24 protein-coding genes are annotated in these 24,950 nt (G+C 68.1%); 10 read left to right on the top strand and 14 right to left on the bottom strand.

All coding sequences use genetic code 11. From position 1 onward, the window contains the following. Position 1 precedes the first annotated feature (1 nt). Complete coding sequence (locus tag ACM1PE_RS12265) at positions 2 to 979, bottom strand: Bug family tripartite tricarboxylate transporter substrate binding protein (RefSeq protein WP_306632614.1); 978 nt, start codon at positions 977 to 979, stop codon at positions 2 to 4. Between the two features lie 133 nt (positions 980 to 1,112). Here ACM1PE_RS12265 and ACM1PE_RS12260 point away from each other — a divergent pair, with 133 nt between their 5' ends. Next, positions 1,113 to 2,078, top strand: coding sequence for a LysR family transcriptional regulator (locus ACM1PE_RS12260; protein ID WP_419343436.1), 966 nt, complete (start codon positions 1,113 to 1,115; stop codon positions 2,076 to 2,078). A 36-nt stretch (positions 2,079 to 2,114) separates the two neighbouring features. Here ACM1PE_RS12260 and ACM1PE_RS12255 read toward each other — a convergent pair whose 3' ends face one another. Continuing rightward, positions 2,115 to 2,726, bottom strand: coding sequence for a glutathione S-transferase family protein (locus ACM1PE_RS12255; protein ID WP_118932464.1), 612 nt, complete (start codon positions 2,724 to 2,726; stop codon positions 2,115 to 2,117). 80 nt (positions 2,727 to 2,806) lie between these two features. Between ACM1PE_RS12255 and ACM1PE_RS12250 the strand changes: the two genes are divergently transcribed. Both ACM1PE_RS12250 and ACM1PE_RS12245 read left to right on the top strand, forming a co-directional pair. Then, positions 2,807 to 3,961, top strand: a complete 1,155-nt coding sequence (locus ACM1PE_RS12250) for a PQQ-dependent sugar dehydrogenase (RefSeq protein ID WP_306632615.1) — start codon at positions 2,807 to 2,809, stop codon at positions 3,959 to 3,961. 5 nt (positions 3,962 to 3,966) lie between these two features. Next, entirely contained in the window at positions 3,967 to 4,605 is a 639-nt protein-coding gene (locus tag ACM1PE_RS12245) for a glutathione S-transferase family protein (protein WP_419343435.1), read from the top strand. A gap of 7 nt (positions 4,606 to 4,612) precedes the next feature. Here ACM1PE_RS12245 and ACM1PE_RS12240 read toward each other — a convergent pair whose 3' ends face one another. Together ACM1PE_RS12240 and ACM1PE_RS12235 are read right to left on the bottom strand one after the other, a co-directional pair. Continuing rightward, positions 4,613 to 5,527, bottom strand: coding sequence for a DMT family transporter (locus tag ACM1PE_RS12240; RefSeq protein WP_118932462.1), 915 nt, complete (start codon positions 5,525 to 5,527; stop codon positions 4,613 to 4,615). A gap of 58 nt (positions 5,528 to 5,585) precedes the next feature. Beyond that, entirely contained in the window at positions 5,586 to 5,963 is a 378-nt protein-coding gene (locus ACM1PE_RS12235) for a DUF423 domain-containing protein (RefSeq protein ID WP_059375913.1), read from the bottom strand. Positions 5,964 to 6,155: 192 nt separating this feature from the next. Here ACM1PE_RS12235 and ACM1PE_RS12230 point away from each other — a divergent pair, with 192 nt between their 5' ends. Both ACM1PE_RS12230 and ACM1PE_RS12225 read left to right on the top strand, forming a co-directional pair. Further along, the gene (locus ACM1PE_RS12230; protein WP_059375915.1) at positions 6,156 to 6,623 is read left to right on the top strand and encodes an antitoxin Xre/MbcA/ParS toxin-binding domain-containing protein; all 468 of its coding nucleotides are present in this window, start codon (positions 6,156 to 6,158) and stop codon (positions 6,621 to 6,623) included. Continuing rightward, complete coding sequence (locus ACM1PE_RS12225) at positions 6,620 to 7,135, top strand: RES family NAD+ phosphorylase (protein ID WP_059375918.1); 516 nt, start codon at positions 6,620 to 6,622, stop codon at positions 7,133 to 7,135. Before ACM1PE_RS12230 ends, ACM1PE_RS12225 begins: the two co-directional genes overlap by 4 nt. A 1-nt stretch (position 7,136) precedes the next feature. On the opposite strand, the gene ACM1PE_RS12220 is transcribed toward ACM1PE_RS12225, so the two are convergent. Then, entirely contained in the window at positions 7,137 to 8,195 is a 1,059-nt protein-coding gene (locus tag ACM1PE_RS12220; RefSeq protein ID WP_059375921.1) for an alcohol dehydrogenase, read from the bottom strand. A gap of 62 nt (positions 8,196 to 8,257) precedes the next feature. Next, entirely contained in the window at positions 8,258 to 9,466 is a 1,209-nt protein-coding gene (locus ACM1PE_RS12215) for an ABC transporter substrate-binding protein (RefSeq protein WP_059375924.1), read from the bottom strand. Between the two features lie 231 nt (positions 9,467 to 9,697). Here ACM1PE_RS12215 and ACM1PE_RS12210 point away from each other — a divergent pair, with 231 nt between their 5' ends. Beyond that, on the top strand, positions 9,698 to 10,438 hold the full coding sequence (locus ACM1PE_RS12210) for an IclR family transcriptional regulator (protein WP_059375927.1): 741 nt from the start codon (positions 9,698 to 9,700) through the stop codon (positions 10,436 to 10,438). 16 nt (positions 10,439 to 10,454) lie between these two features. Here the strand turns inward: ACM1PE_RS12210 and rocF are convergent, their stop codons facing one another. Further along, the gene (gene rocF / locus ACM1PE_RS12205; RefSeq protein WP_419343431.1) at positions 10,455 to 11,393 is read right to left on the bottom strand and encodes an arginase; all 939 of its coding nucleotides are present in this window, start codon (positions 11,391 to 11,393) and stop codon (positions 10,455 to 10,457) included. A 25-nt stretch (positions 11,394 to 11,418) separates the two neighbouring features. After that, complete coding sequence (rocD, locus tag ACM1PE_RS12200; RefSeq protein ID WP_059375934.1) at positions 11,419 to 12,654, bottom strand: ornithine--oxo-acid transaminase; 1,236 nt, start codon at positions 12,652 to 12,654, stop codon at positions 11,419 to 11,421. A 159-nt stretch (positions 12,655 to 12,813) separates the two neighbouring features. On the opposite strand from rocD, the gene ACM1PE_RS12195 reads away from it, so the two are divergent. Both ACM1PE_RS12195 and ACM1PE_RS12190 read left to right on the top strand, forming a co-directional pair. Beyond that, on the top strand, positions 12,814 to 13,635 hold the full coding sequence (locus tag ACM1PE_RS12195) for a MetQ/NlpA family ABC transporter substrate-binding protein (protein ID WP_059375936.1): 822 nt from the start codon (positions 12,814 to 12,816) through the stop codon (positions 13,633 to 13,635). 113 nt (positions 13,636 to 13,748) lie between these two features. After that, a complete protein-coding gene (locus ACM1PE_RS12190) occupies positions 13,749 to 15,197 on the top strand; it encodes a sensor domain-containing diguanylate cyclase (RefSeq protein ID WP_419343428.1) in 1,449 nt (482 codons plus the stop codon). 7 nt (positions 15,198 to 15,204) lie between these two features. On the opposite strand, the gene ACM1PE_RS12185 is transcribed toward ACM1PE_RS12190, so the two are convergent. Then, positions 15,205 to 16,401: an MFS transporter gene (locus ACM1PE_RS12185; protein WP_419343426.1), complete on the bottom strand. Its 1,197-nt coding sequence runs from the start codon at positions 16,399 to 16,401 to the stop codon at positions 15,205 to 15,207. A 91-nt stretch (positions 16,402 to 16,492) separates the two neighbouring features. Here ACM1PE_RS12185 and ACM1PE_RS12180 point away from each other — a divergent pair, with 91 nt between their 5' ends. After that, entirely contained in the window at positions 16,493 to 16,948 is a 456-nt protein-coding gene (locus tag ACM1PE_RS12180) for an Lrp/AsnC family transcriptional regulator (RefSeq protein ID WP_054454198.1), read from the top strand. A 10-nt stretch (positions 16,949 to 16,958) separates the two neighbouring features. On the opposite strand, the gene ACM1PE_RS12175 is transcribed toward ACM1PE_RS12180, so the two are convergent. The 4 genes from ACM1PE_RS12175 to ACM1PE_RS12160 form a co-directional block, all read right to left on the bottom strand. Then, complete coding sequence (locus tag ACM1PE_RS12175) at positions 16,959 to 18,119, bottom strand: metallophosphoesterase (RefSeq protein WP_419343424.1); 1,161 nt, start codon at positions 18,117 to 18,119, stop codon at positions 16,959 to 16,961. Between the two features lie 60 nt (positions 18,120 to 18,179). Beyond that, positions 18,180 to 19,406 (bottom strand): alpha-hydroxy acid oxidase, encoded by a 1,227-nt coding sequence (locus ACM1PE_RS12170; RefSeq protein ID WP_419343422.1) that lies wholly within the window; start codon positions 19,404 to 19,406, stop codon positions 18,180 to 18,182. Positions 19,407 to 19,508: 102 nt separating this feature from the next. Then, a complete protein-coding gene (gene asd, locus ACM1PE_RS12165; protein ID WP_059375944.1) occupies positions 19,509 to 20,372 on the bottom strand; it encodes an archaetidylserine decarboxylase in 864 nt (287 codons plus the stop codon). A 233-nt stretch (positions 20,373 to 20,605) separates the two neighbouring features. Beyond that, entirely contained in the window at positions 20,606 to 22,960 is a 2,355-nt protein-coding gene (locus ACM1PE_RS12160) for a cytochrome P450/oxidoreductase (RefSeq protein WP_419343420.1), read from the bottom strand. Between the two features lie 125 nt (positions 22,961 to 23,085). Here ACM1PE_RS12160 and ACM1PE_RS12155 point away from each other — a divergent pair, with 125 nt between their 5' ends. Next, positions 23,086 to 23,937 carry an IclR family transcriptional regulator gene (locus ACM1PE_RS12155; RefSeq protein WP_059375946.1) on the top strand — a complete coding sequence of 284 codons (852 nt, stop codon included), beginning with the start codon at positions 23,086 to 23,088 and terminating at the stop codon, positions 23,935 to 23,937. Here the strand turns inward: ACM1PE_RS12155 and ACM1PE_RS12150 are convergent. Further along, complete coding sequence (locus ACM1PE_RS12150) at positions 23,910 to 24,860, bottom strand: LysR substrate-binding domain-containing protein (RefSeq protein WP_419343418.1); 951 nt, start codon at positions 24,858 to 24,860, stop codon at positions 23,910 to 23,912. The genes ACM1PE_RS12155 and ACM1PE_RS12150 overlap by 28 nt on opposite strands. Positions 24,861 to 24,950: the final 90 nt, after the last annotated feature.

Genomic DNA, 24,950 nt, shown 5'->3' with positions numbered 1-24,950 from the left:
TTCAGTCGAGTTTCTCGATGCCGGCGCCGTCGATGATCCGTTGCCACTTGGCGGTTTCGCGGTCGATCAGCTGCTTGAAGTCGGCGGGCGAGCCGCTGGCCGGCTCGGCGCCCAGCGTGGCCAGGCCCGTGCGGACTTCAGGCGCCTGCAGCGCCTTCTGGATGGCGGCGTTCAGGGTTGCCACCACTTCCGGCGGCGTGCCCTTGGGCGCCACCACGCCGCCCCAGGCCACGGTTTCGTAGCCCTTCAGGCCAGCTTCGTCCAGAGTGGGCACGTCGGGCATCAGGGTCAGGCGCTTCAGGCTGCTTACGCCGATGGCGCGGACCTTGCCGCTCTTGACCAGCGGGGTCGCTTCCGAGGTGTTGACGAACAGGTAGTCCAGGCGGCCGCCCAGCAGGTCCTGGATGGCGGCGGGGCCGCCGTTGTACGGGATGAACATGACGTTGACCTTTGCCATGCTCTTGAAGAGTTCGCCGCCCATGTGGCCGGTGGTGCCCACGCCCGAAGCGCCGTAGGACAGGCGGCCGGGTTCCTTGCGGGCGCGGTCGATCAGGTCCTGCACGCTCTTGATCGGCGAGTCGGCCGGCACGATCAGCGCGTTGTACAGGTCGAACAGATGGGCCACGGGCGTCAGGTCCGCGTCCACGTCGTAGGGCAGGCGCTTGAACAGGGAACGGTTCACGGCCAGCGTGTTGATGTTGCCGTAGCCGACGGTGTAGCCGTCGGGCGCGGCGCGCTTGACCAGGGCGATGCCGATGTTGCCGGCGGCGCCGGGGCGGTTCTCGACCACCACCGTGGCGCCGGTGTCGCGCGCCAGCTGGGTCGTGATCAGGCGCGACAGCACGTCGGGCGAGCCGCCGGCGGCCGACGGCACCACGAAGGTGATGGGCTTGTCCGGATAGGCGCCGGCGGTGGCGCCGGCCGACATGGCGGCGCCGAGCGCCAGCGCGGAAAGGCCGCGGAAGAGTTTGCTGCGCATGGTGGATTCCCCTTGATTTTGTGGTGTTGAGGCCGGCAGGTTACACCCCGCATCCGCGCGCGCCCTCATCGAAAAATGTCGAAAACCTATAATCGGGCGTTATCGGTTTGGTGCTGATTTGCCAGGGGAAGAAATGGATGAGCATGCCTACGCGGACGAGGTCGGACCCACCGCCGGACGGCCTTTGAACCTGCGCCAGATCGAGGTGTTCCGCGCCATCATGATGGCTGGATCGATCAGCGGCGCGGGCCGCATGCTGCATGTCTCGCAACCGGCCGTCAGCCGCGTGCTGGCGCTGACCGAGAGCCGCTTGGGCTACAAGCTGTTCGAACGCGTGAAGAGCCGGCTGTCGCCGACGGCCGAGGCGCGCCGGCTATACGCGGAAGTGGAGCAGGTCTACGGCGGCATCCAGCGCGTGAACGACCTGGCTGCCAGCCTGGGCCAGTCGGGCGCGGGCATGCTGAAGATCGTCGCCAGCGCCAGTTTCGGGCAGCGCCTCATTCCGATGGCGCTGGATCGCTTCCGCGGCCGCAATGCGGATGCGCGCGTCGACTATCGCAGCGTGACCTTTGACGAGCTGGCCGCGTATTTTCTATCGGGCCAGGCGGACATAGGCATCTCCATGCAGCCCCCCGATCATCCCAATCTGCGGTCCGTGCGCCTGGCGCGGGTGCCTATCGTCTGCGCGCTGCCTGCCGGCCACCCGTTGGCGGCGCGCGAGGTGGTGCGGCCGGAGGATTTCTCCTCCGCGGCCTGGATCGGCTATCCCCGCGGCACGCCGCTCGCGCGTGCGCTCAAGCCCTTCTTCGGCGAGGGGCCGGCCTGCGCGGCGGCGGTGGAGGTGCATTCGCCCGTGACCGCCTGTTCTTTCGTGCAACAGGGCTTGGGGCCGGCGCTGGTGGACGCCTGGTGCGTGACGCCGGATCAGGCCGCGCACATGGTCTTGCGCCCGATATTGCCGCAGGCCAGCGTGGATATCTGGGCCACGCATTCGAATCTGAGCGCGCCGCCCTTGCTGGCGCGGCGCTTTCTGGCGGCAGTGAAGAAGACGCTGGAAGAGGGCGCGCCGCGCGAACTGGCGCCCGGCGCTTCCAGCTGAGGGCTTGCGGCTGGCGGCGCAAGCCCCGCCGAGGCCTTACAGGCCTTCGGCCTTGAGCGCGGCCTGGACGCCCTTGTCGGCTTCCATGCGCTTGAAGAACGCGGCCAGGTTGTCCAGGCCCGACAGGTTCACTTCCTTGGCGTGCGCCCAGCGCAGCACCACGTACAGGTAGGCGTCGGCGATGGAAGGCTTGTCGCCCGTCAGGTAGGACTTGCCGGCGAGCTGCCCGTCCAGCTGCGCGAACAGCTTGGTCAGCAGCGCGGAAGCCGAGGCGGCCAGCTCCTTCTGCGCGCCTTCGTCGCCGACGAAACGCGACGCGCCGAAGATCATCGAGAAGGTCTTGTGGATGTCCGAGTTGATAAAACCGAGCCAGCGGCGCACTTCGGCGCGCGAGCGCGGCGAGCCGTCGCCCAGCAGCTGCAGTTCCGGCGCGTGTTCAGCCAGGTATTCGAGGATCGCCGCGTTCTGCGTGACGGTCCAGCCGTCGTGCGCCAGGGCGGGCACGGCGCCCAGCGGGTTGACCTTCAGGAACTCCGGACCCTTGAGCTCGTCGCGGCTCAGCTTGTGCGTTTCATAGGGTTTGCCGATCCATTCCAGAACGATGTGGGAAGCGAGCGAGCACGCGCCGGGCATGTAGTACAGTTTCATCAGATGGGGTCTCCTGAGAGCAAGGACGGGGATCTCCGTTCCTGGCCGATATGGTACGCCACCCGTTGCCGGAGATGCCCATGCCGTCACGTCCCGCCGCAATCGCGCGCGCGCTGTTCCTGTCGTTCTCCTTGTGCTTGGCGCTGCCCGCGTCCGCGCAGCCGGGGCCCGAACCCGCATCGGTCCCGGCCCGTGTCACGGCCGTGGTGGGCGGGCTCAATCATCCTTGGGCCATGGCTTTTCTGCCCGAAGGCGGCGTGCTCATTACCGAGCGTCCCGGCAACCTCAGGCTGCTGCGCATCCCGGGCGGATTGTCCAAGCCGCTGGCCGGCGTGCCCAAGGTCGCGGCGCAGGGCCAGGGCGGCCTGCTGGACGTGGCGCTGTCGCCGGACTTCGCGCGGGACCGCTATGTCTACCTGTCCTATGCCGAGGCCGACGGTTCGAAGAGCGGCACCGCCGTGGGCCGCGGCAAGCTGTCCGCCGACGGTACTGCGCTGGAGGATTTCCGCGTGCTGTTCCGCCAGCAACCGAAGCTGTCGTCGGGCCTGCACTACGGATCGCGGCTGGTGTTCGACGGCAAGGGCTATCTGTACATCTCGCTGGGCGAGAACAACCAGCGGCCCACGGCGCAGGACCTGGACAAGCTGCAAGGCAAGGTGGTGCGGTTGAAGGCCGACGGCTCGGTGCCGCCCGACAATCCCTTCGTCGGCCAGGCCGGCGCGCGGCCCGAGATCTGGTCCTACGGGCATCGCAATCCGCAGGGCATGGCGCTCAATCCCTGGAGCGGCCAGCTCTGGGAGAACGAACACGGGCCGCGCGGCGGAGACGAGATCAATCTGGTCCAGCGCGGCAAGAACTACGGCTGGCCGCTGGCTACCCACGGCATCAACTATTCGGGCCAGCCCATCCCCGAAGCCAAGGGCGCCGACCTGCCCGGCATGGAGCCGCCGCTATACTGGTGGCCGAAGTCGCCGGCCATCAGCGGCATGGCTTTCTATAGCGCCGACCGGTTTCCCGCCTGGCGCAATTCCGTGTTCATCGGCGCGCTGGCCAACCAGAATCTCATCCGCCTGACCTTGGACGGCGACCGCGTGGTGGCGCAGGAGTGGCTGCTGACGGATCGCAAGCAGCGGATACGCGACGTGCGGCAAGGACCGGACGGTTATGTGTACGTGTTGACGGACGCCTCGCCGGGAGAGTTGCTGCGCCTGGCGCCGGCCGAACAGGGGGAGTGAACGCCATGAAACCGTATGAGCTGATCGGATCCGCGGGCTGCGGATCCGCCATCGTCGAGATGGCGCTGGTGCTGGCCAACGTGCCGCACACCTTGACGGACCTGCCGTACCTCAAGCCCGGCGCCGAACGCGACAGGCTGCTGCAATTGAATCCGTTGGGGCAGGTGCCCACGCTGGTCCTGCCGGACGGCGAAGTCATGACCGAGAGCGCGGCCATGATCCTGCATCTGAACGACGTGGCGCCCCACGCCGGCCTGGCGCCCGCGCCCGATAAGCCTGAGCGCGCCCGATTCCTGAATTTGCTGATCCGGCTGGTGGCGGCGATCTATCCCACGTTCACCTATGGCGATGATCCGCCGCAATGGACCACGGCAGGCCCCGCCGCCGAGCTGCTGAGGCAGCGCGTGCACATGCGGCGGGCGGAGATCTGGCTGGAACTGGAACGTCAGGCTGGCGCCCCGCACATGCTGGGCCGGCGCTTTTCGGCGCTGGACCTGTACGTGACGGTCATGACGCATTGGCGTCCCGGGCCGGCGTGGTTCGCATCCGAGTGTCCGGCGCTGACCGCCGTGGCGTGCGAGGCGGCGCTGGAACCCAACGTGGCCCGCGTGCTGCAGCGGCATTTTCCGCCGCCCACGGAGTAGCTCGGTGTCAGGCCTTGGCCGGCTTGCGGGTCCTGGACTTGGCCCGCGCTTCGCGCAAGGCAATGTAGACGCCGCTGCCGGCGATGAAGAGCGCGCCCAGATAGGCATAGGCGTCCGGGGTCTCTTGCCAGAAGATCCAGCCCAGGATGGTGGCCCAGATCAGCCCGGTATAGTCGAAGGGCGCAACCACCGAGGCGGGACCGATGCGGAATCCCTGGGTGATCAGCGCCAGACCCAGGGTGCTGAACAGCGCGACGGCGCCGAAGTACGGCAGATCCTCCATCGCGGGCTGCTCCCATACCAGGGGCAGGGCGACCGCGCTACAGACCAGCTGGCCCAGCACGATGTAGAGCGTGGTCGTCAGCATGCCTTCGTTGCGGTTGATGCCGCGCGCCGTGATCATCATCACCCCATAAAGCAAGGCGGTAACCAGCGGCAGCAAGGTGGCCGCCTGGAAGGTTGCGGCCCCCGGCCGCACCACGATCAGCACGCCGGCAAAACCGGCCAGCACGGCCAGCCAGCGCTTGCCGTCCACCCGTTCTTTCAGGACCAGCACCGACAGCGCCGTCACGAACAGCGGCGCGGCGAACGCGATGGCGGTGGCCTCGGCCAGCGGCAGCGTGCGCAGGCCCAGATAGAAGCAATAGGCCGAGACGACGTTGATGGCGCCGCGCGTCAGGTGCAGGCCGGGGTGCGCGGTACGCAAGACCCGGCGTCCGCCCAGCCACAGCGCCAGCGAGGCGACGAAAGGCAGGGCGATGAGCGCCCGCAGGAACAGGATCTGCAGCGGGTTGTAGTTGGCGCCGAGCCATTTGGCGTTGGCGTCGCTCAAGGTCAGGAAGAAAATGCCGCCCACCACGCAGGCGATGCCTGCTGCGGCGGATTGGGCCTGGGCGGCGGGAAGTACGGAAGAGGTGGACATCTACAGCCTGGGAGGGCGGCGGTTCCGGCCGCCCGAAAGGGAAGGAAGGGGGGAGGGTTCAGCCTTGGGCGCGATAGGCCGCCAGCGCGACCATGGCCCATGACGCCAGGAAGGCGACGCCGCCGAAAGGCGTGACGGCGCCCAGCCAATGCGTGCCGGTCAGGGACAGCACATACAGGCTGCCGCAGAACAGCACGATGCCGACGAACATCACCACGCCAGCCGCGGACAGCAGGGACGAACCGTAGCGGGCGCCCAGCAGCGCGACGACGAACAGGCCCAGCGCATGGACCAGGTGGTACAGCACGCCGGTCTGCCAGACGGAAAGCAGTTCCGGCGTCAGCATGCGCTTGAGGCCGTGGGCGCCAAAGGCCCCCGCGCCCACCGCCACCATGAGATTCAACGCCGCGAGTATCGTCAGCTGCCGGTCCGTCATCGCCAGTCCTTATAAGTGTCTGAGCTATTGTGTTACAGCCGCCTATGATATGCCCAAATCCAGCCTCCACCCCGGGGGTGTCGCTTTCGGGGACGGATCTTGTGGCGAGAATTCCAAATGGAATATCATGAATTCAATTTGGAAATTTCAGGGGCCCGCAGCCGCGGCCTCCAGACATGCAGGAGCCAGGCCATGAGCGTAGCCGCCCTTCAAAAAAACCCCGCCAAACGTCCGTCGCGCCATGCGGCGGCGCGCGCCAAGCAATTGTTCCGCAGCCTGGTCGACAGCCCTCTGGTGGACATGGCGCGCGACGTGCGCCGCGGCCTGCCCGCGCAGATGGTCGACGACGCCGCCGACTACCTGCAGGTGCCCAAGTCTGAAATCATGGCCATCACCGAGGTCAAGGCGGCGTCGCTGTCGCGCTGGAGCCGCGAAGGCCTGATGCTGCCGCTGGGCGAATCGGACCGCCTGGCCCGCGTCGCGCGGGTGGCGCGGGTGGCGCGCCAGGTGCTGGGCAGCGACGAAGAAGCGGTCGCCTGGCTGAACACGCCGGTGCCCGCGCTGGGCAACGTCAAGCCGCTGTCCCTGCTGACATCCGACGCCAGCAGCCGCATCGTCGAGGACACGCTGGCGCGCGCCGCGGCGGGCGTCTACGCATGACGGACGACAGCATTTCGATCTGGCGTATCGGGACTACCGCAGGCAAGTACCGCGCCGACGATTTGAGCGGGGCGGGCGCCGCAGCCGTGGGCGGGCGCTACAACAGCCCGGGTACGGCGGTGGTCTATGCCTCGGCCAGCGTGGCGCTGGCGGCGCTGGAAACGGTGGTGCACTTTGCGGCCCGCGCATCCGAGCAGGCCAACCGCTATCTGATCGAACTGGCGGTGCCGCGCGCCGTCCACGAAGCCCGCCAGGCGCTGAGCCTGACGCAGTTGCACGAGGATTATCCGTTCTGGGACGCCGTGCCTTTCGCCGAAGCCTCGCAGGCCGTCGGCGACAACTGGGTGCAGTCCGGCGTGTCGGCGCTGCTTGAACTGCCCAGCGCCATCGTGCCTTATCGGGGTGTGCCGGACTGCAATTTCCTGATCAATCCGGCGCACCCGGACGCCGAGCACATCGTGGTGGTGCGGCGCGAACGCTTCATCTACGATCCGCGCCTGCGCCCCGTCTAGTTCAGTCCGTCAGCACCGCGCGGCCCACGACCTTGCCGGCCCGCAGCGATGCGAGCACGCTGTCGGCTTCGGCCAGCGCGTGGCGATGCACGGGCATGGGCGGAACCTTGCCGGCCCGCACCAGCTCCATCAGTTCCTGCAGTTCGGTCAGGTTGCCGACGTAGCTGCCGATGATGGACAGGGCCTTCATGGGGATCAGCGCGATGGGCCAGGACGATGCGCCGCCGAACAGGCCCACGATGATCAGCTTGCCGCCCTTGGTCAGGAAGTCGAAGGCGAGCGAGGTGGTCGCGGGCGCGCCGACCAGGTCGATGGCCGCCTGGACAGGCTTGCCGCCGGCCGCCTTGATGATCTGCTGCGCGGCATCGGGCGCGGCGCCGTCGATGGCGGCGAGCGCGCCGGCTTCCAGCGCGGCCTGGCGCTTGGCCGGGTCGATGTCGACGACGATGGCGCCGGCGCCGCCCAGGGCCTTGATCAGCGTCAGGCTCATCAGGCCCAGGCCGCCCGCGCCGAAGATGACCACGGGATGCGAACGGTAGACGTCCGGGCCGATCTTCTTCAGCGCGGAATAGGTGGTGAGCCCCGAGCAGGCATAGGGCGCGATCTGCGCGGGATCGAGGTCGCCGATGTCGATCAGGTAGCGCGGATGCGGCACCAGGATGTGGTCGGCATAGCCGCCGGCGCGGTGCACGCCCAGGCAGGCGGGCGCGGAGCAGTGGTTCTCCATGCCGGCCAGGCACGGTGCGCACTTGCCGCAGCCGATCCAGGGATAGACGAGGTAGTTGCGGTCGGCCGAGAGTCCCTGGGCGTCGGGGCCGGCGGCGACGACGGCGCCCACGGTTTCGTGGCCCATGGTCAGCGGCAGCGACACGCCGCGGTCCTTCAGCGACAGCGTGCGGCCCTGGCCCAGGTCGTAACCGCCTTCCCACAAGTGGATATCGCTGTGGCATACGCCAGCCGCGCGGACCTTCAGCAGCACCTGCGACCCTTGCGGCGCGGGCGTGGGCTGGTTCATTTCCTGCAAGGGCTCGCGGAAGTTCACGACGCAATAGCACTTCATGGGATGTCTCCTCCTGGGTGGTTTCTACGGCCGGCCCGCGAGGCGGGCGCGGCGTGGCAAGGCTATTTCTTCACGGTCGGGCATTCACTGTCCGCCAGGGACACGAAGACCTTTTCGCCCGGCACCGTGGACAGGATGCGGTAGAAGTCGCCGGGGTACTTGGATTCGGCGGGTTTCTTCACTTCGACCAGATACAGATCCATGATGACGCGGCCGTCTTCGGGGCGCACCCGGGCATTCTTGATCAGTTTGGTGGTGATGGGCAACTCGCGCATCTTCTGGTTGACGGTCGCGCCGTCGAAGGTGCCGGCGGCCTGGGCGGCTTGCAGATAGTGCGTCGTGGCAACGTAGCTCAGCGCCTGCACGATGGACGGCGCGCGCGTCACGCCCATCTTCTTTTGCCAGCGCTGGGTCCAGGCCCGGGTGTCCTCGTCCGCGTCCCAATAGAAACCGGTCGGGAAAGTCAGCCCTTGCGCCACGGGCAGGCCCATCGCCTGGACGTCGTTGATGAAGGTCAGGAAGGTCAGCATGCGCTGCTTGCCGCCGGTCAGTCCGAACTCCTGGGCCTGCTTGATCAGGTTGACCAGATCGCCGCCGGCGCTGGCCAGGCCCACCACGTCAGCCTTGGACGATTGGGCCTGCACCAGGAACGAAGCGAAATCCAGCGCGCCCAGCGGATGCCGGGTGCTGCCCAGCACCTTGCCGCCGGCCTTGTCCACGAAGCGCGAGGCGTTGGCTTCCAGCGATTTGCCGAAGACGTAATCGGTGGTGATGAAGTACCAGGACTTGCCGCCGCTTTCGACCACGCTCTTGACCACGGCATTGGCCAGGGCATAGGTGTCGGGCGCCCATTGGGTGCTGAGATTGCTGCACTGCTTGCCGCTGAAGTCCCCGGCGAAGCCGCCGCTGATGAGGGCGGTTCCGCCTTTTTCGCGCGCCACGCCCTGCGCGGCCAACCCTGCGGAGCTGGCGCCGCCGTCCACCACGGCCACCAGGCCTTGCGTGTCGAACCAGCGGCGAACCAGGGCCGAGGCCACGTCCGCCTTGTTCTGGTTGTCGGCGCCTATGACTTCGACGGTCTTGCCGGCGACCTTGCCGCCAAAGTCCTCGACCGCCATGCGCACGGCCATCTCGGAGCCCAGCCCGCCCAGGTCGGAATAGATGCCCGAACGGTCGTTGGACACGCCCAGGCGCACCACGTCGTTTTGGGCTTGGGCCGCGCAGGCGGCCAGCGAGGCGGCCAGCGCCGCCAACAGGGGTTTGATACGCATCTGCTTGCCTCCCGGCCCGATGAGGGCCGAATTATTGGTGTCTCGTTGGGATGCTGTGTATCTGCTTGCGGGGCGCCAGTTCTCCATCTGGCCGAAAATTATTTCACATTGGTGAAAGAAAATTCTTGTGCAAGAATTTAGGTTCGCACATATGAAAAGTCAACATAGTGGATTTCCCAAGTCGAAGCGCGGGCGCGCCGGCTGGAGGGACGCCGCGCGAGGGGTAGACGCATGGAAGTGAAGCTCGTCGCAAGAACGCTGGAACTGATCGAACTGTTTGCCCAGGAGCGGCGGCCGATGCCGCTGACCGAGCTGGCGCAGGGCCTGGGCGCGCCCATGTCCAGCTGCCTGGCATTGGTGCGCACGCTGGTGGCGCGGGGCTATCTGTACGAGGTCCGGCGGCGCGCCGGCTACTACCCCACGCCCAAGCTGCATGCCTTGTGCGGGTCGATCCAATCGGGCGATCCCTGGATGGAGCGGGTGCGTCCGCAGCTCGCGGCGCTGCGCGATGCGGCCAATGAAACGGTGATGCTGGGCAAGATCCAGGACGGCGCGGTGCTGTTCCTGGACATGGCGGAATCCACCCACCCGGTGCACTACGCGACCCGGCCCGGGGTGCGGCGGCCTTTGCACACCAGCGCCGTGGCCAAGGCCATTCTTGCGCGCCTGGGGCCGGCCGAGCGCGAGAGCATCCTCGCGGACGCCGAGTACGAACGCTATACGGATCGCACGCTGGTCACGCGCCAGGCGCTGCTGGACGAAGTGGAGCGGACGGCGGCCAGGGGCTGGGCCGAAAACGCCGGCGAAAGCGTGGCCGACCTTACCGGGCTGGCGGTGGCGCTGGACCTGGGCGGGGAATGGTACGCGCTGTGCATGGCGGGACCCACGTCGCGCGTTGCCGAGAGGCGCGCAGAGAACCTGCGCTTGTTGACCGAGACGGCGGAAGCGATCCGTCTCGGCCGGGAAGCTTAGGGCCTGTGCAGGCGGCTCAGGAACCGCGGCGCATCAGCGTGGACTTGCCGAACAGGCTTTCAATGAGGTCCACCGCCAGTTCCGCGGTCTTGTTGCGCACGTCGAAGGCAGGGTTCAGTTCCACCACGTCCAGTGACCGCATCAGGCCGGTGTCGGCGATCATTTCCATGCACAGCTGCGCCTCGCGGTAGGTGGGGCCGCCCGGGACGGTGGTGCCCACGCCGGGGGCGATTTCCGGGTCGAGGAAATCCACGTCGAAGCTCACGTGCAGATGGGTATCGGCGTCCAGCCCGGACAGGGCCGCTTCCATGGTGGCGCGCATGCCCATTTCGTCCAGGTAGCGCATGTCGAAGACTTCCAGCCCGGCCTCATGCACCAGGCGCTTTTCGCCCTGGTCCACGCTGCGGATGCCGATCTGCCGCACCCAGCCCGGCTCGATGTCGGGCGTCTGGCCGGACAGGCCCGTGATCTGCGCCGGGCCGTAGCCGCACAGGCAGGCCACCGGCATGCCGTGGATGTTGCCGGTGGGGGTGAGCGCGTTGGTATTGAAGTCGGCATGGGCGTCCAGCCACAACACGCGCAGCTTCTTGCCCGCCGTGCGGCAATGGCGCGCGACCGCGCTGATCGAGCCTATGCCCAGGCAGTGGTCGCCGCCCAGCAGGATGGGCAGGCGGCCCTGGCTCAATTCCTCATGGACGGCGTCGTGCACCGCGTGGTTCCAGGCGGCGACTTCGTCCAGGTGGCGATAGCCATCCACCGGCGGCAGCCAGGGATTGGCGGGGCCGTAGAGGTTGCCGCGGTCGGTCACCTGGAAGCCCTGGGCCTCGATGACCGGGCCCAGGTCCGCCACGCGCAGGGCTTCAGGCCCCATGGACGCGCCGCGCGCGCCGGCGCCGATGTCGGTGGGCGCGCCGATCAGGGTGATGTGGTGGGGCAGGTTGGCGGTGTTCTGCAAATCGCGGACTCCGGTAGGGGGGGCATCAAGTGGCGGATAATACCGCGCTCAATTGGTCGCAGGCCCAGTCGATCTGTTCGCGCGTCACGATCAGCGGCGGCGACAGGCGCAGCGTGTGGCCGTGCGTATCCTTGACCAGCATGCCGCGTGCCTGCAGGCGTTCGCACCACAGGCGCGCGCCGCCGGCGTCGGGCTCCAGTTCCACAGCCAGCATCAGGCCGCGTCCGCGCACTTCGCGCACGGGACCCGGCAGCGTGCGCAGGCGGTCCAGGAAGTAGGAACCCATGGCGGCCGCGTTTTCTATCATGCCTTCCTCGATCAGCACGCGCAGCGCGGCGCGCGCGATGGCGCAGGCCAGCGGGTTGCCGCCGAAGGTGCTGCCGTGCTGGCCGGGCTGGAACACGCCCAGCACGTCGGCGTTGGACAGCACCGCCGACACGGGGTAGAAACCGCCCGACAGCGCCTTGCCGATCAAGGTGACGTCCGCTTCGATGCCTTCATGCTCTTCTGCCAGCAGCTTGCCGGTGCGGCCCAGGCCGGTCTGGATCTCGTCCAGGATCAGCGTGATGCCGCGCTCGGTACAGCGCTGGCGCACCCGCGCGAAATAGCCCGCAGGCGGCAGGACTACCCCGGCTTCACCCTGTATCGGTTCCACCAGGAATGCCACGGTGTTGGGCGTGATGGCGGCGTCGAAGGCCTCGTAGTCGCCGAAAGGAACGATCTTGAATCCCGGCGCGAACGGCCCATAGTGGCCATAGGCGTCGGGGTCGGTAGAGAAGCCCACGATGCCCAGCGTGCGGCCATGGAAGTTGTTGGCGCAGACGATGATCTCGGCCTGGTTCTCCGGCACGCCGCGCACTTCGTAGCCCCATTTGCGCACGGCCTTGATGGCGGTTTCCACGGCTTCCGCGCCGCTGTTCATGGGCAGGATCTTGTGCGCTCCGGTCAGGCGCGCCAGGTCTTCGTAGAACGGCGCCATCTGGTCGTGGCGGAAGGCGCGCGAGGTCAGCGTGAGCTTTTGCGCCTGCTCGGCCATGGCGGCCAGGATGGCGGGATGGCAATGCCCCTGGTTGACGGCGGAGTAGGCCGACAGGCAATCCAGGTACTTGCGGCCGTCCACGTCGTAGAGCCAGACGCCGCTGCCGCGCGCGATGACCACGTCAAGCGGATGGTAGTTGTGCGCGCCGAGCTGGTCTTCCACGCGGTCGCGGTGGCTGGCGGCGGACTGCGCGCCCGGCTGGGTGTTCAATACCGCGCTCATGAGCGTCTCCCGAGGAGGTATTGCAGCCATCTTAGCGCCGCAATCCGGTCCGCGGCATTGCCATTGCGTGACAAAGGCCATTGCCGGGCGATGCCGCGGGCTGCTGCACAATAGCGGCTGCGCGGGGCGATGCCCTGTTTTCCTACCTGGATGGTCCTCATGTTGTTGCACAAACTGCTACTGAAATTCACCCGCTGCGCGGCCACGGCCGGGTTGGCGCTGGCCTGCGCCTCCGCCGCCATGGCGCAGGACAAGCCGCTGCGCATCGGCGTGATCCCCAGCGTGGCCAATGCCGCCACCGAGATCGCCATCGCCCAGGCCCAAAAGGAAGGCCTGGAGGTCAAGCTGGTGGAATTCAACGACTGGGTGTTGCCCAACATCGCGGTCGCCGACGGTTCGGTGGACGCGAACTTCTTCCAGCATGAACCCTTCCTGGAACTCTTCAACCAGCGCCGCGGCGCTGACCTCAAGCCCATCGCCTACGGCTATTCCACCACCATCGGCCTGTTTTCCAAGAAGCTGAAGAAGGGCGACGCGATGCCCGAGGGCGCGACCATTGCGGTTCCCAACGACCCGGTCAACACCGGCCGGGCGCTGTTGCTGCTGGAATCCATCGGCCTGATCAAGCTCAAGCCCGGCGTGGCGCACCAGGCCGCGCTGGAGGACGTGGTGTCGAACCCCAAGAAGCTGAAGTTCGTGCCGATCGAAGGCTCCCAGTCCGCGCGCACCTTCGACGACGTGACCGCGTCCGTCACCTACACCACCTTCGCCAAGCAGGCCGGCTTGAACGAGAAGGACGGCCTGGCCTTTGACAACACCGATCCGGCCAATGTGCGGCGCTATGCCATCCGCTGGGTGGCCACGCCGGCCGGCGCGCAGGATCCGCGCCTGCTGAAGTTCATTTCGATCTACCAGAACTCGGCCGAAGTGAAGGCCAAGCTGCGCAGCCTTTATGGCGACCTGATCGACTTTCCCTGGTAGCGCGGCGCGGCGAGCCGAGGGGGGGCGGGCGTTGACGATTCTTGGCAGTTCGGCTCAGAGATAGCTCGTATACTGGCCCCAATTTTCCTCCCGCCCGGAGATCAGGCGCCGCCATGGCTGCTCCGCAGGGCGCGCCCTCTACTTTCGAGCCCCAAGCCATGCGTATTCCATCGCCCGACGATGCCGCCCATGCCCAGGTCCTGCCCGTCGATGACGGCCGCATCCTGGCTGCGGCCAGCGCGATCCTCGCGGCGGGGCCGCAGGCCGGTTTTTTCGATACGCTGGTCAACCGCGCGGTCGCGGACATGGGCGTGGACTACGCCTGGGTGCGGCTGCATGACGCCGGCGGCGGGACGGAGCTGATCGCCAGCGTCAGTTGCGGCGCGGGCCTGGCGGCCGATCCCGCGGGCGCGGGCGACGCCTTGCATGCGCGGCTGGCGGATCAGACCTCGCAGGCGTGTCTGCGAGACTTGCGGCAAGACCATCCCTGGCTGCTCGAGGCCGGCGTGCGGGCCTGCGTGGCGCGTACGCTCTTCGACGGGAATGGAGTCGCCTGCGGCCACATCGCCTTTCTCTTCAGGCGCGAGCTGGCCGATGCGTCAGCCCACGCCAACGCGCAAGCCATACTGGCCAGCTTCGCGCAGCACGCCGTGCTGGGCGCGGCCGCGCGCGAAAGCGAGCTGGCGCGCCAAAACGAAGTCATTGCGCAGTTCGGCGCACTGTTCCGGTCGGCGCCGGTGCTGATCAACGCCTTCGATCAGGACGGCCGCTGCACGCTGTGGAACGACGCCTGTGTGCGGCGCTTCGGCTGGTCCGAAGCCGAGATCAAGCTGAGCTCGAACCCGTTTGCGCTGTTCTACCCCGATCCGGCGGTACGGGATCGCGCGATGGACAGCGTCGTCGCGCGGCCCGAACGCTCGTTCCGCGAATGGCAGCCGCGCACACGCGACGGCGAGCAACTGTCGGTGCTTTGGTCCAACGTCAAGCTGCCCGACGGCAAGGTCGTGAACCTGGGCATGGACATCACTGAAAGCCGGCGCGCGGAAGCCGCGCTGGAGCGCATGGCCCGGGTGGACAGCCTGACCGGCTGCTGGAACCGCGCCGAAATCCTCAAGCGCATGGAAGAACGCCTGGCCGACGGCCGCCGTGGCGCGGGCGGGCCGACCACCGCGCTGATGCTGGACCTGGATTACTTCAAGCAGGTCAACGACCGCCATGGGCACTTGGGGGGTGACGTGGCGCTGAGGCACTTCTGCGATCAACTGCGCGCCTGTCTGCGCGAGGGCGATTCGGCAGGAAGGCTGGGCGGCGAGGAATTCCTGGTGCTGCTGGCGGACGCCGACGCGGCGGTGGCGCGCGCGATCTGCGAGCGCCTGCGCGCCAGCCTGAGGCAGCATCCGGCGGATATCGACGGGGCGGTGGTGACGCTGTCGGTCAGCGGCGGCATCGCGAGCTTTCTACCTGGCGACGCCACCGCGTCGGACGTGCTGCGCCGTGCGGATTTCGCGCTATATCAGGCCAAGCGGTCGGGTAGGGATTGCGCGGTGGAGTACCGGAGCTGAGGCGCGCTCAGGCAGCCGCCTGGCCGCCCGCCGCGCGCCGGCCGTTCAGGCGCCAATGCAGGCCTAGCGCCGCGGCGGCCAGGGCGCAGGCCGCGGCCAAGCCCAGCGCTTCGAACCCCGCGTGGGTGTAGATGGTGCCGGCGATCGCGGTGCCGACGCTTGCGCCCAGATAGGTGGTGCAGGTATTCAGCCCCAGCACCGCGCCGCGCTCTTCGGGCCGGGCGCGCGACAGCAGCAGCACCAGCAGGTTCAGGCTCAGTTGCGAGGCCGCGCCCCAGAGAGTGGCGATGGCAAGCACCGCGCTCAACGCATGCGTGGCCGGCAGCAGCCCCAGATACACCAGCGCGATCACGCCCAACGCCATCGGCAGGGCGCGGCGCGGCCCCAGCCGCTCGATCAGCGGCGCGCCAGCTACCCCGGCCAGCAGGAACCCTGCGCCGTAGGCGAAAGCGATGAAGCCTACCTGTCCCGCGGATAGCCCCAGCAGGCCGCGCACATGGTCGGCCAGGAAGGCATACACGCCATAGAAGGCCGACGAGAACGCCAGGCAGCCCAGCAGCAAAGCGGGCACGTCGCGGTAGGACAACGGCGCCAGCAGGCGCGACAGGCGCAGCGGCGCGGGATTCTCGGCGCGGCGCTCCGGCAGCTGGCGCAGCCCGAGCACGGCGATGGCGGCGCAGAGCGCCAGCGTGGCGTAGGTGGCGCGCCAACCCACGGCGTCGGAGATGAGCGCGGACAGCGGCACGCCCGCCACCAGCGACACGGACCAACCCGCGATGACGCGGCCCAGGGTGCGCGCCTCCTGGCCGGGCGGCGCGATCAGCGCGGCCGATCCATAGGCCGCGGGCAGGATGACGCCCGCCGCGGCGCCTGCCAGGGCTTGCGCCAGCGTCAGCACGATCCAGTGCGGCGCGCAGGCGGACAGGACCAGCGCGGCGATCAGCACCGCCATCGCGCCCAGCAGCGAGCGGCGCACGCCGATGCGGTCGATGCGGGCGGCCAGGAAGAAGGCGCTGGCGGCGGTGGCCGCGCCATACGCGGAAATGGCGGTGCTGATGGTCAGCGGGGAAGTAGAAAAGGAGCGCGCCACGTCGCTAAGGATGGGGCTGAGCGCCAGACCGTTGGAGCCTACGACGCTGACGGCGAACATCAGGGCGGGGACGGAAGAGGCGGGGCGGGCGCTGCGGGTGCTACGGTTTTGCATCGCGAAATTTTATTGGAATAAAATAAGGGTTAACGCTTATATTTCCTTATTCCATAAAAGTTCGAATGCCGTTCGGCAGAACCCAATTCCAATGCCTGATCTTGACGACCGCGACCGAAAGCTATTAACGCTGCTGGCCGACGATGCCTCCCCCAGCTACGCCGAACTGGGCAAAATGCTGAACCTCTCCGCCCCGGCCGTGCATGAAAGGGTCAAGCGTCTGAAGCGCGACGGCCTGATAAAAGGCATCGCCGCCAAGCTGGATGGCGCGCGCATCGGCCGGCCGCTGCTGGCCTTCGTGCACGTGGACACCAACAACTGGACCATTACGCAGCAGGTGCTGGGGCTGGCCGAGCTGACCGAGGTGGAAGAGATCCACACCATCACCGGCAAGAGCGCCATGCTGCTGAAAGTGCGCGTGCGCGACACGCAGGCGCTGGAGGCGCTGCTGGCCCGCATCCATCAGATCGACGGCATCACCAACACCACCAGCGACATCGCCTTGACCAGCTATCTGGAGCGCGGGCCCTTGCCGGACAACGGCTGAACCGCGCCGCTCAAGCCGCGCGCAGCCGCAGGCGCGTGATCTCGGAGGGCGCGCCCAGGCGTTTGGGCGGTCCCCAATAGCCCGTGCCGCGGCTGATGTAGATCCACATCTTGCCCAGGCGATGCAGGCCGGCCGTATAGGGCTGCTGGAACCGCACGAAGAAACCCCAGGGGAAGAATTGTCCGCCATGCGTATGGCCGGACAATTGCAGGGTATAGCCCAGCGGCTCGGCCGCCGCCGCGCTGCGCGGCTGGTGCGCCAGCAGTATCCGGGGCATGGCATCGGCGGGCGCGCCCGCCAGCGCCGCCTTGGGGCTGCTGCGCTGCTGCGGATCGAACGAGCCGGCGCTGTAGTCGGTGATGCCCGCCACCACCACGGGCAGGCCGGCGGGATGGATGACCACGTGTTCATTCATCAGCACGCGCAGCCCCATGCGGCGGAACTCGGCGATCCAGGGCGTGGCGCCCGAATAGTATTCATGGTTGCCGGTCACCAGATAAACCCCGTGGGTCGCGCGCAGCTGACCCAGCGGGCTGGCCTGGGCGGAGAGCTGCTCGACGCTGCCGTCGACCACATCGCCAGTGATCGCAATCATGTCCGGCAGCTGTTCATTGACGGCGTCGACGATAGCCTGCACGTAGCGCTTCTTGATGGTCGGGCCGACGTGGATGTCGCTGATCTGCACGATGGTGAAACCGTCCAGGTCGGGCGCGAGCCCGGCGATGGGCACATCGACATCGACCACGCGCGCCCGCTTGCGGGCGTTGTACAGGCCGGCCAAGGTCGCGGCGAGAGCCAGTAGGGGCACGGTCCAGGCGCTGACCCGGCGCAGCGCGGTCCAAGGCAGACCGGCGCCGATGAGCAGGTCCGCCAGCCCCGCCGCCAGCAGCAGCGCGTCGCGCAGCACCGTCAGCACGAACAGGGACGAGAACAGGCCCATTGCGAACAGCCCGACCCAGGCGATGCGGTCGCCCCAGGGCGGGTGCACGGAAGAACGCCCCAGCATCCCCAGCGGAATCAGGATGCAGGACAGCAGCAAGGCAAGGATGGCGGCGGCGGAACCCGCTCCGCCCAGTTGGGCGTCGGGGATCAGGCGGGCGCCCACGTAGACGTGAGCCAGGGCGCCCAGGGTCAGGAAGCGCAGGAAGAATGAGGATTGGCGTAGGGACACGGCGACTCTGGGGCGCGCCGGGCGGAAAGCCGCGGCGCGGGTGGCAAGGGAACCGTCATTCTATGCCGCGTGCGGATTCTCCCGCACGAGCAAATCCGGCCCCATCTCCCGCACATGGTTGATGCCCAGCATCGCCATGTTGCGGTCGACCTCGGCGCGCAGCAGGCGGATTGCATGCGCTACGCCGGCTTCGCCGCCGACCGCCGCCGAGTAGTTGAAGGGTCGTCCGACGAAGACGAAGCTTGCGCCCAGCGCCAGCGCCTTGAGCACGTCGCTGCCGCGGCGCACGCCGCTATCCATCATCACGGTCATGTTGCCGGCGGCGGCGACCACGCCGGGCAGGGCGCGCAGCGGCGAGACCGCGCCGTCCAGTTGCCGGCCGCCATGGTTCGACACGATGATGCCGTCGGCGCCATGCTGCCGCGCCAGCGCCGCGTCCTGCGGGTGCAGGATGCCCTTGATGATGAGCGTGCCCGGCCACTGGCGGCGGATGCGCGCCACATGTTCCCAGCTGAGGTGGTCGCGCGCGCTGAAGTCGCGCAGCACCGACGACGACACGATCGGCGCGCCGCGCGTCGCGAAGGAGTTTTCGAAATGCGGCATGCCATGGGCCAGCAGCGTGCGCATGAACGTGCCGGCCAGCCAGCGCGGCCGCGTCAGGCCGTCCCAGGCCAGGCGCAGGCTGGGCTTGAGCGGCGTGGAGAAGCCGGTGCGCACGTTGTTTTCGCGGTTTGCCGACACGGGGATGTCCACCGTCAGCACCAGCGTTTCGTAGCCGGCGTGGCGGGCGCGCTCGACCAGCGCGTCGATGCGCTGCGGATCCCCCGGCAGATAGGCCTGGAACCAGGTGCCGGGCGCTGCGCGGATGACGTCTTCCAGCGGAATCAGCGAGGTGCCGCTGAGGATGGCGGGTATGCCTTGCTCACGCGCCGCACGCGCCAGCACGATGTCGCCGCGGTAGGCCGACAGCGCGCTGATGCCCATCGGGGCAATGCCGAAGGGCGAGGCATAGCGGCGGCCAAAGAGCTCGGTTTGCTGCGTGCGGCGCGACACGTCCACCAGCACGCGCGGGGAAAACGCGTACTGCGCAAAGGCGTTGCGGTTGCCGCGCAGGGACTGGTTGTCTTCGGCCGCGCCGGCGACATAGCCGAAGATCGGCCGCGGCAGGCGGCGTTTCGCGGCCGCCTCGAAGTCGTCCAGCGACAGCATGCGCGCCAGCGCGCGCGGCAAGGGGCGATCGGCCGAGGCGGCGCGGGGACTGGCGGTGGTCGAGAGCAGGGATGTCATGGCGGGCCGGCAAAAGCCCGTAATCTAGCAACGCCGATTCATCGCATAAAGCGAATAAAACCAGACATCCAATTTCGATTTAAGCGAAGAGCTGTCCGGAAACTACGCGGGCAGCGCCATCAGTTCGCCCATGCGCACCGGACCCAGCACGGAGGGCGTATCCGCCCAGCGGATCTGGTTGGGGCCGAACAGCACGATGGCGGTGGAGCCCAGCTTGAAGCGGCCCATTTCCGCGCCTTTGGCCAGATGGATCGGGGCGCGCGCCGCGTCATCGTAGCGGGTGGCTTTGACACGCCGCTTGTGCGGCGTGACCAGGCCGGCCCACACCGTCTCGATGGAGGCGACGATCATCGCGCCCACCAGCACCACCGCCATCGGGCCGTGCTCGGTGTCGAAGATGCACACGACGCGCTCGTTGCGCGCGAACAGACGCGGCACGTTGCGGGCGGTCAGCGGATTGACTGAGAACAGGCGGCCGGGCACGTGGACCATTTCGCGCAGGGTGCCCGCGACCGGCATGTGCACGCGGTGGTAATCCTTGGGCGACAGATAGATGGTGGCGAATTCGCCGCCCTGGAACGGGGCTGCGCGCTCGGTGTCGCCGCCCAGCAGGTCGGCCAGGCCGTAGCTGTGGCCCTTGGCCTGGAAGATCCGGCCATGTTCGATCGCGCCCATCTGGCTGATGGCGCCGTCGGCGGGACACACCACCGAGCCCGGCTCGTCGTCCAGCGGCCGCGCGTCTTCCTTCAATGCCCGCGTGAAGAAGTCGTTGAAGCAATCGTAGGCCAGCGGGTCTTCCTGCAGCGCTTCGCGCATGTCCACGCCATAGCGGCGGACGAAGCGCGAGATCATCCAGTTCTTGACCGCGGGTTCCCGGCAGTCGGATGCGTACCCGAAGAGCCGCGACACCAGATGGTGAGGGGCGAGATACTGGCTGGCGAGGAATAGTTGGTCTTTGATCGGCATCTAGGAGCGCTGAGAAATTACCCCGCGGCCGGCCGCGGCATGGGCCGGCCCGCAGTGGGCCCGCCTTCAAGCCCGGGACTGGCCGCGTCAAAAAACGTCGTCCCGCGTTGCAGCGGGACGACGTGGTGATGAGCAGAGGGGTGAATTCTACCGCTTTCAGGCGCACTTCAGGCATATGAATGCGTGCCTGCGACGCCAGGCGCAAGCGCGCGGCATTGCTGGCACGCCAGCCCCTACAGCTCCAGCACGATGCGCTTGCCCTGGGCGCGGGAGCAGCAGGCCATCATGCGGTTGCCGGCCTCGCGCTCGGCGCGGGTCAGCACCACGTCGCGGTGATCGACCGCGCCGCCCAGCACGCGCACCTCGCAGGAGCCGCAGAGTCCTTCCTCGCAGTCGCTCTGCACGTCGATATTGGCGCCGCGCAGCGCGCTCAGCAGGGTCTGGTCGGCAGGCACCTGCACGACGATGCCGGAGTCCTTCAACTCGGCCTCGAAGGCATGTTCCTTGGACGGGTCCAGCGTGGCGAGCGTGGAATGGAAGTGCTCCACGCGCAGACTGTCCTCGGGCCAGGCGGCGCAGGCGACCTGCAGGGCATCCAGCATGCGCTCCGGACCGCAGGCGTAGATCTGGACGCCGGCCTCGGGGCGGGACAGCAGGGCGCCGAAGTCGTTGCGGCTGCCTTCGTCGCTGACGTGCAGATGCAGGCGCGCGCCGTGCAGTTGCTGCAGTTCGTCCAGCATGGCCATGCTGGCGCGCGAGCGGCCGCTGTAGTGCAGTTCGTAATCCTGGCCCAGTTCGCGCGCGCGGCGCGCCATGGCGCTGATGGGCGTGATGCCTATGCCGCCGGCGATGAGGATCAGGCGTTTGGCGCTTTCGTCCATGCGGAAATGGTTGCGCGGGCCGCGTGCGCGGACGATGCTGCCCGCGCGCAGGTGCTGGTGGATCCAGGCGGAACCGCCGCGGCCCGCGGTTTCCTTGAGCACGGCGATCTCCAGCGCATGCGCGGCGGCCGGATCGCCGCAGAGCGAATATTGGCGCGACAGGCCGGTGTCGCCGCATTCGAGGTCGATGTGCGAGCCGGGCGTCCAGCGCGGCAGCGGCTTGCCATCGGGCGATTCGAGCCGGATGCGCGCGATGCCGTCGGCCGCGGCCGTGACCTCGGTCACGACCAGCTTGCGGCTGATGGCGTGGGTGGAAGGCTCGCCGATGCGAACCGGCTGCACCTGATCCAGCAGGGCGGCGTCGCGGCGCTCGGGGTTGTCGGCCGGATTCCATTCCACCCACAGATGCTCCGGGCCGCGGAACGAGGTGTTCGGCACGTAGGTGAACTGCTGTTCGGCCAGGCGCATGTGCGGCAGGCGGCGCGTCAGCTCTTCCAGGAAGATCTGCATCTCCATGCGCGCCAGGTTCTTGCCCATGCATTGGTGCGCGCCATAGCCGAAGGTCAGCTGGTCGCTGGCGTTGTCGCGGCGGATGTCGAAGAAGTCGGCGTCGGCGAAATGGCGCTCGTCGTGGTTGGCCGACGACGACACGATCAGGAGTTTGGCGCCCGCGGGAATCGCCACGCCGGCGATCTCGGTGTCGCGCGTGGCCAGGCGACGCCAGGCCGCGACCGAGCCGTTGTGGCGCAGGCATTCCTCGACCGCGTTGGGCAGCAGGCCGGGGTCCTCGCACAGTTCGCGCCAGGCGTCGGGGTGCTGCAGCAGCAGCTTGATGGCGTTGGCCGAGGCGTTGGCGGTGGTCTCATGCGCCGCGACGATGCCCGCCATCATCATCGAGTGCAGGTAGGAGTCGGTGACGACCTCGGGGTGGTCCTTCTGCTTGCGGATGCCGTACTGCATCCAGCCCGGGGCGTCGGGATCCTGGCGCATCTTGTCCAGGATCTTGCCCGCCAGCTGCCAGAAGTTCCCCACCGCATGCGCCACTTCCACCTGTTCTTCCGGCTTGGGCCGGCCCCAGGTGTTGACGGTGTGCGCGATGGAGTACTTGCGCAGCAGATCCATGTCTTCCTCGGGTACGCCCAGGAAGTGCAGGGCAACCGTCAAGGGCACTTCCCACAGCATCTGGTCGACCAGGTCGGCGCGGCCGTCGTTGATGAAGCGGTCCACGTATTCGCGCGTCAGGCGCCGCACCATGGGTTCGTGGTGCTTGAGCTCGTCCGGCGTGAACGGGTCCATCAGCACGCGGCGGCGCGGCATGTGGGCCGGCTCGTCCTCGTTGACCAGGGTGCGGTTCATCGCGTAGCCGTAGCTGGCCAGCACGGCGTTGGCCTCGGGGCCGGTGGGCGTGATCTTTTCCAGCGCGATCGAGGGGCTGTAGGTGTGGTTGTCGCGGAACACGGCCTTGATGTCGTCGTAGCGGGTGACCACCCAATAGCCCAGCTTGGGGCTGTAGAACACGGGTTCCTGTTCGCGCGCCCAGCGCACGTACTCGGGCGGATCCTGCTGATAGCCGTCGCCAAAAGGATCGAATTCCGCGGCGCGAGGGCTGACCGGACAGGCCTGGGCGCGCGCCAGCGCGGCGTGATCTATCGGACAGCCGCCGGTATTGGCGGGCGCGGTGGTTGCAGGGGTGGTTGGGTGGCCCATGTCGTCGCTCCGGATTACAATTGCGTAAATCATATACGCATTGCGTAATTATTCAATTGGGGTAATCTCCGGGCTGCATCCGCAGCCGCTAGGCAGATCCCTTATCGCGCCATGACCCCGCGCCCATGACCCAGACTCCCGAACCTTCCTCCGTTCCCGTTCAGACTACCGACGCGCCCCGTCCGCGTGAACGGCGCCAGCGCGTGCAGGCCGCCGAAACCGGCATGGCGGTGCTGAAGGGGTTGGGCCGGCTGGGCGGCCGCGCCAGCCTGACGCTGCTGGCGGCGCACGTGGACGAAAGCCCCGCCAAGGTGCACCGCTACCTGGTCAGCCTGATGGAAGCAGGGCTGGTGGCGCAGGATGCCGCCACTCAACAGTACTGCCTGGGACTGGAAGCGATGCTGCTGGGCCTGGCCGCGCTGCGCCAGGCCGATCCCATCCGCCTGGCCGAGCCCAGCCTGGTGCGCCTGCGCGAAGGCCTGGAAGTGACCTGCTTCATCGCGGTCATGGGCAACAAGGGGCCGACCATCGTGCGTTTCGAGGAGCCGGGCCTGCCGGTGACGGTCAACGTGCGCATGGGTTCGGTGCTGTCCATGCTCTGGTCCGCCACCGGACGGGTGTTCCTGGCCATGCAGGACGATGCGCGGGTGCGGGCGCTTGCCGAGGCCGAATTGACGCGCGCGCCTGCCGACATGCGGGCGCTGCTGGACGCCGCCGACCCGATTGGCCGTCTGCGCCGCCAGGTGCTGGCCGAGGGCTGCGCCACGGTGCGCGACACTAATTTGAAGGGCATCAGCGCGGTGTCGGCGCCGCTGCTGGACCACAACGGCCGGCCTTGCGCCGCGCTGACCGCGCTGGGCGCGACGGGCGGATTCGACGCCTCGGCGGACGGCCCGATCGCGCAGGCGGTACGGCGCGAAGCCGAAGCGGCCAGCGTGCTGCTGGGTTATCAGGCGCCCGGGCCCGGCGCGGCCTGATTCGCGCCTGGCGGCAAGCCGCGCAGCCACGCCATTGCCGCCTGCACCACCGGCATGCCGGCCGTGTTGCGGTTGACCACGGCGCCGATGGCGCCGAAGTTGGCATCCAGCCGCAGCGGCAGCACGGCCACGCTGCCTTGGCGTTCGCAGTAGCGCGCAATTGCCTGGGGCAGGGCCACCAGGCGGTCGTCCTGGGCCAGCAGGGCGAGGGTGGCCAGCAGCGAATTGGATTGGATGCTGGAATCTGGCGGGCGCGCTCCGGCATGCACGAAAGCCTCGTCCAGGCGCTCGCGCATCATGGTGGCTTCCAGCGGCAGCACCCAGGGCCAGCGCGCCAGTTCGACGGCCTCCAGTGCCTGGCTTGCGGCCAGCGGATGGCCGGGGCGCGCCACCACCAGGATAGGTTCTTCGTGCAGGCGGATCACCTCGCAGTCCGCGGGCAGCAGGCGGCTGCCCAGGCGGCCCAGCACGATGTCCAGTTCGTCGCGCGCCAGCTTGTCCATGAGTTCGCCAAGCGCGCCTTCCACCAGTTTCACTTCCAGCCGCGGCGCCAGGCCCAGCAGATGCGCGATCAACTGCGGCGCGAGCCGGGGCGCGGCCGAGGGCAGGGTGCCCAGGCGCAGCAGGCTGGCGCCGCGTTCTTCGGCGGCCCGCAGTTCGGCCGCCACGCGCTGGGCCGCGCCCAGGCTGTGCCGGGCGTGGCGGATCATAACCATTCCGGCATTTGTCGGCAGGGTGCCCTGGGTTCCGCGCTCGAATAGCGCGTAGCCCACCTGTTCCTCCAGCTGCGCCAGCGCCTTGGACGCGGCGGGCTGGGACATGTGCAGGCGCTCGGCCGCGCGCCCCAGGTGGCGTTCGTCGTCGAGCGCGACCAACAGTTCGGCATGACGCCGCTTGAGATGGGCGCCGGTGCGCTCTGACATGGCGATTCATATTCAAATGGTTATGAATCGTTCAGTTTATTTCATTTCACGCCGGCACCGGGCGCTAGGCATACTTGCCGCTCTACGAGA

Source organism: Achromobacter sp. PD1, assembly GCF_048541815.1.
In the GTDB taxonomy this organism is placed as follows: Bacteria; Pseudomonadota; Gammaproteobacteria; order Burkholderiales; family Burkholderiaceae_B; genus Achromobacter; species Achromobacter bronchisepticus_A.
Note: the sequence above shows the minus strand (reverse complement) of the source record. Positions and strands in the feature narration are given on the sequence as shown.

Bases quoted from the DNA above. Each gene is read 5' to 3' on its own strand.
- ACM1PE_RS12240 (WP_118932462.1), bottom strand. From the start codon at position 5,527: ATGTCCACCTCTTCCGTACTTCCCGCCGCCCAGGCCCAATCCGCCGCA.
- ACM1PE_RS12170 (WP_419343422.1), bottom strand. From the start codon at position 19,406: ATGACATCCCTGCTCTCGACCACCGCCAGTCCCCGCGCCGCCTCGGCC.
- ACM1PE_RS12235 (WP_059375913.1), bottom strand. From the start codon at position 5,963: ATGACGGACCGGCAGCTGACGATACTCGCGGCGTTGAATCTCATGGTG.
- ACM1PE_RS12245 (WP_419343435.1), top strand. From the start codon at position 3,967: ATGAAACCGTATGAGCTGATCGGATCCGCGGGCTGCGGATCCGCCATC.
- ACM1PE_RS12250 (WP_306632615.1), top strand. From the start codon at position 2,807: ATGCCGTCACGTCCCGCCGCAATCGCGCGCGCGCTGTTCCTGTCGTTC.
- ACM1PE_RS12210 (WP_059375927.1), top strand. From the start codon at position 9,698: ATGGAAGTGAAGCTCGTCGCAAGAACGCTGGAACTGATCGAACTGTTT.
- ACM1PE_RS12180 (WP_054454198.1), top strand. From the start codon at position 16,493: ATGCCTGATCTTGACGACCGCGACCGAAAGCTATTAACGCTGCTGGCC.
- ACM1PE_RS12260 (WP_419343436.1), top strand. From the start codon at position 1,113: ATGGATGAGCATGCCTACGCGGACGAGGTCGGACCCACCGCCGGACGG.
- ACM1PE_RS12150 (WP_419343418.1), bottom strand. From the start codon at position 24,860: ATGTCAGAGCGCACCGGCGCCCATCTCAAGCGGCGTCATGCCGAACTG.
- ACM1PE_RS12160 (WP_419343420.1), bottom strand. From the start codon at position 22,960: ATGGGCCACCCAACCACCCCTGCAACCACCGCGCCCGCCAATACCGGC.
- ACM1PE_RS12190 (WP_419343428.1), top strand. From the start codon at position 13,749: ATGGCTGCTCCGCAGGGCGCGCCCTCTACTTTCGAGCCCCAAGCCATG.
- ACM1PE_RS12265 (WP_306632614.1), bottom strand. From the start codon at position 979: ATGCGCAGCAAACTCTTCCGCGGCCTTTCCGCGCTGGCGCTCGGCGCC.
- ACM1PE_RS12195 (WP_059375936.1), top strand. From the start codon at position 12,814: ATGTTGTTGCACAAACTGCTACTGAAATTCACCCGCTGCGCGGCCACG.
- ACM1PE_RS12225 (WP_059375918.1), top strand. From the start codon at position 6,620: ATGACGGACGACAGCATTTCGATCTGGCGTATCGGGACTACCGCAGGC.
- asd (WP_059375944.1), bottom strand. From the start codon at position 20,372: ATGCCGATCAAAGACCAACTATTCCTCGCCAGCCAGTATCTCGCCCCT.
- ACM1PE_RS12215 (WP_059375924.1), bottom strand. From the start codon at position 9,466: ATGCGTATCAAACCCCTGTTGGCGGCGCTGGCCGCCTCGCTGGCCGCC.
- ACM1PE_RS12230 (WP_059375915.1), top strand. From the start codon at position 6,156: ATGAGCGTAGCCGCCCTTCAAAAAAACCCCGCCAAACGTCCGTCGCGC.
- ACM1PE_RS12255 (WP_118932464.1), bottom strand. From the start codon at position 2,726: ATGAAACTGTACTACATGCCCGGCGCGTGCTCGCTCGCTTCCCACATC.
- rocD (WP_059375934.1), bottom strand. From the start codon at position 12,654: ATGAGCGCGGTATTGAACACCCAGCCGGGCGCGCAGTCCGCCGCCAGC.
- ACM1PE_RS12155 (WP_059375946.1), top strand. From the start codon at position 23,086: ATGACCCAGACTCCCGAACCTTCCTCCGTTCCCGTTCAGACTACCGAC.
- ACM1PE_RS12185 (WP_419343426.1), bottom strand. From the start codon at position 16,401: ATGCAAAACCGTAGCACCCGCAGCGCCCGCCCCGCCTCTTCCGTCCCC.
- ACM1PE_RS12220 (WP_059375921.1), bottom strand. From the start codon at position 8,195: ATGAAGTGCTATTGCGTCGTGAACTTCCGCGAGCCCTTGCAGGAAATG.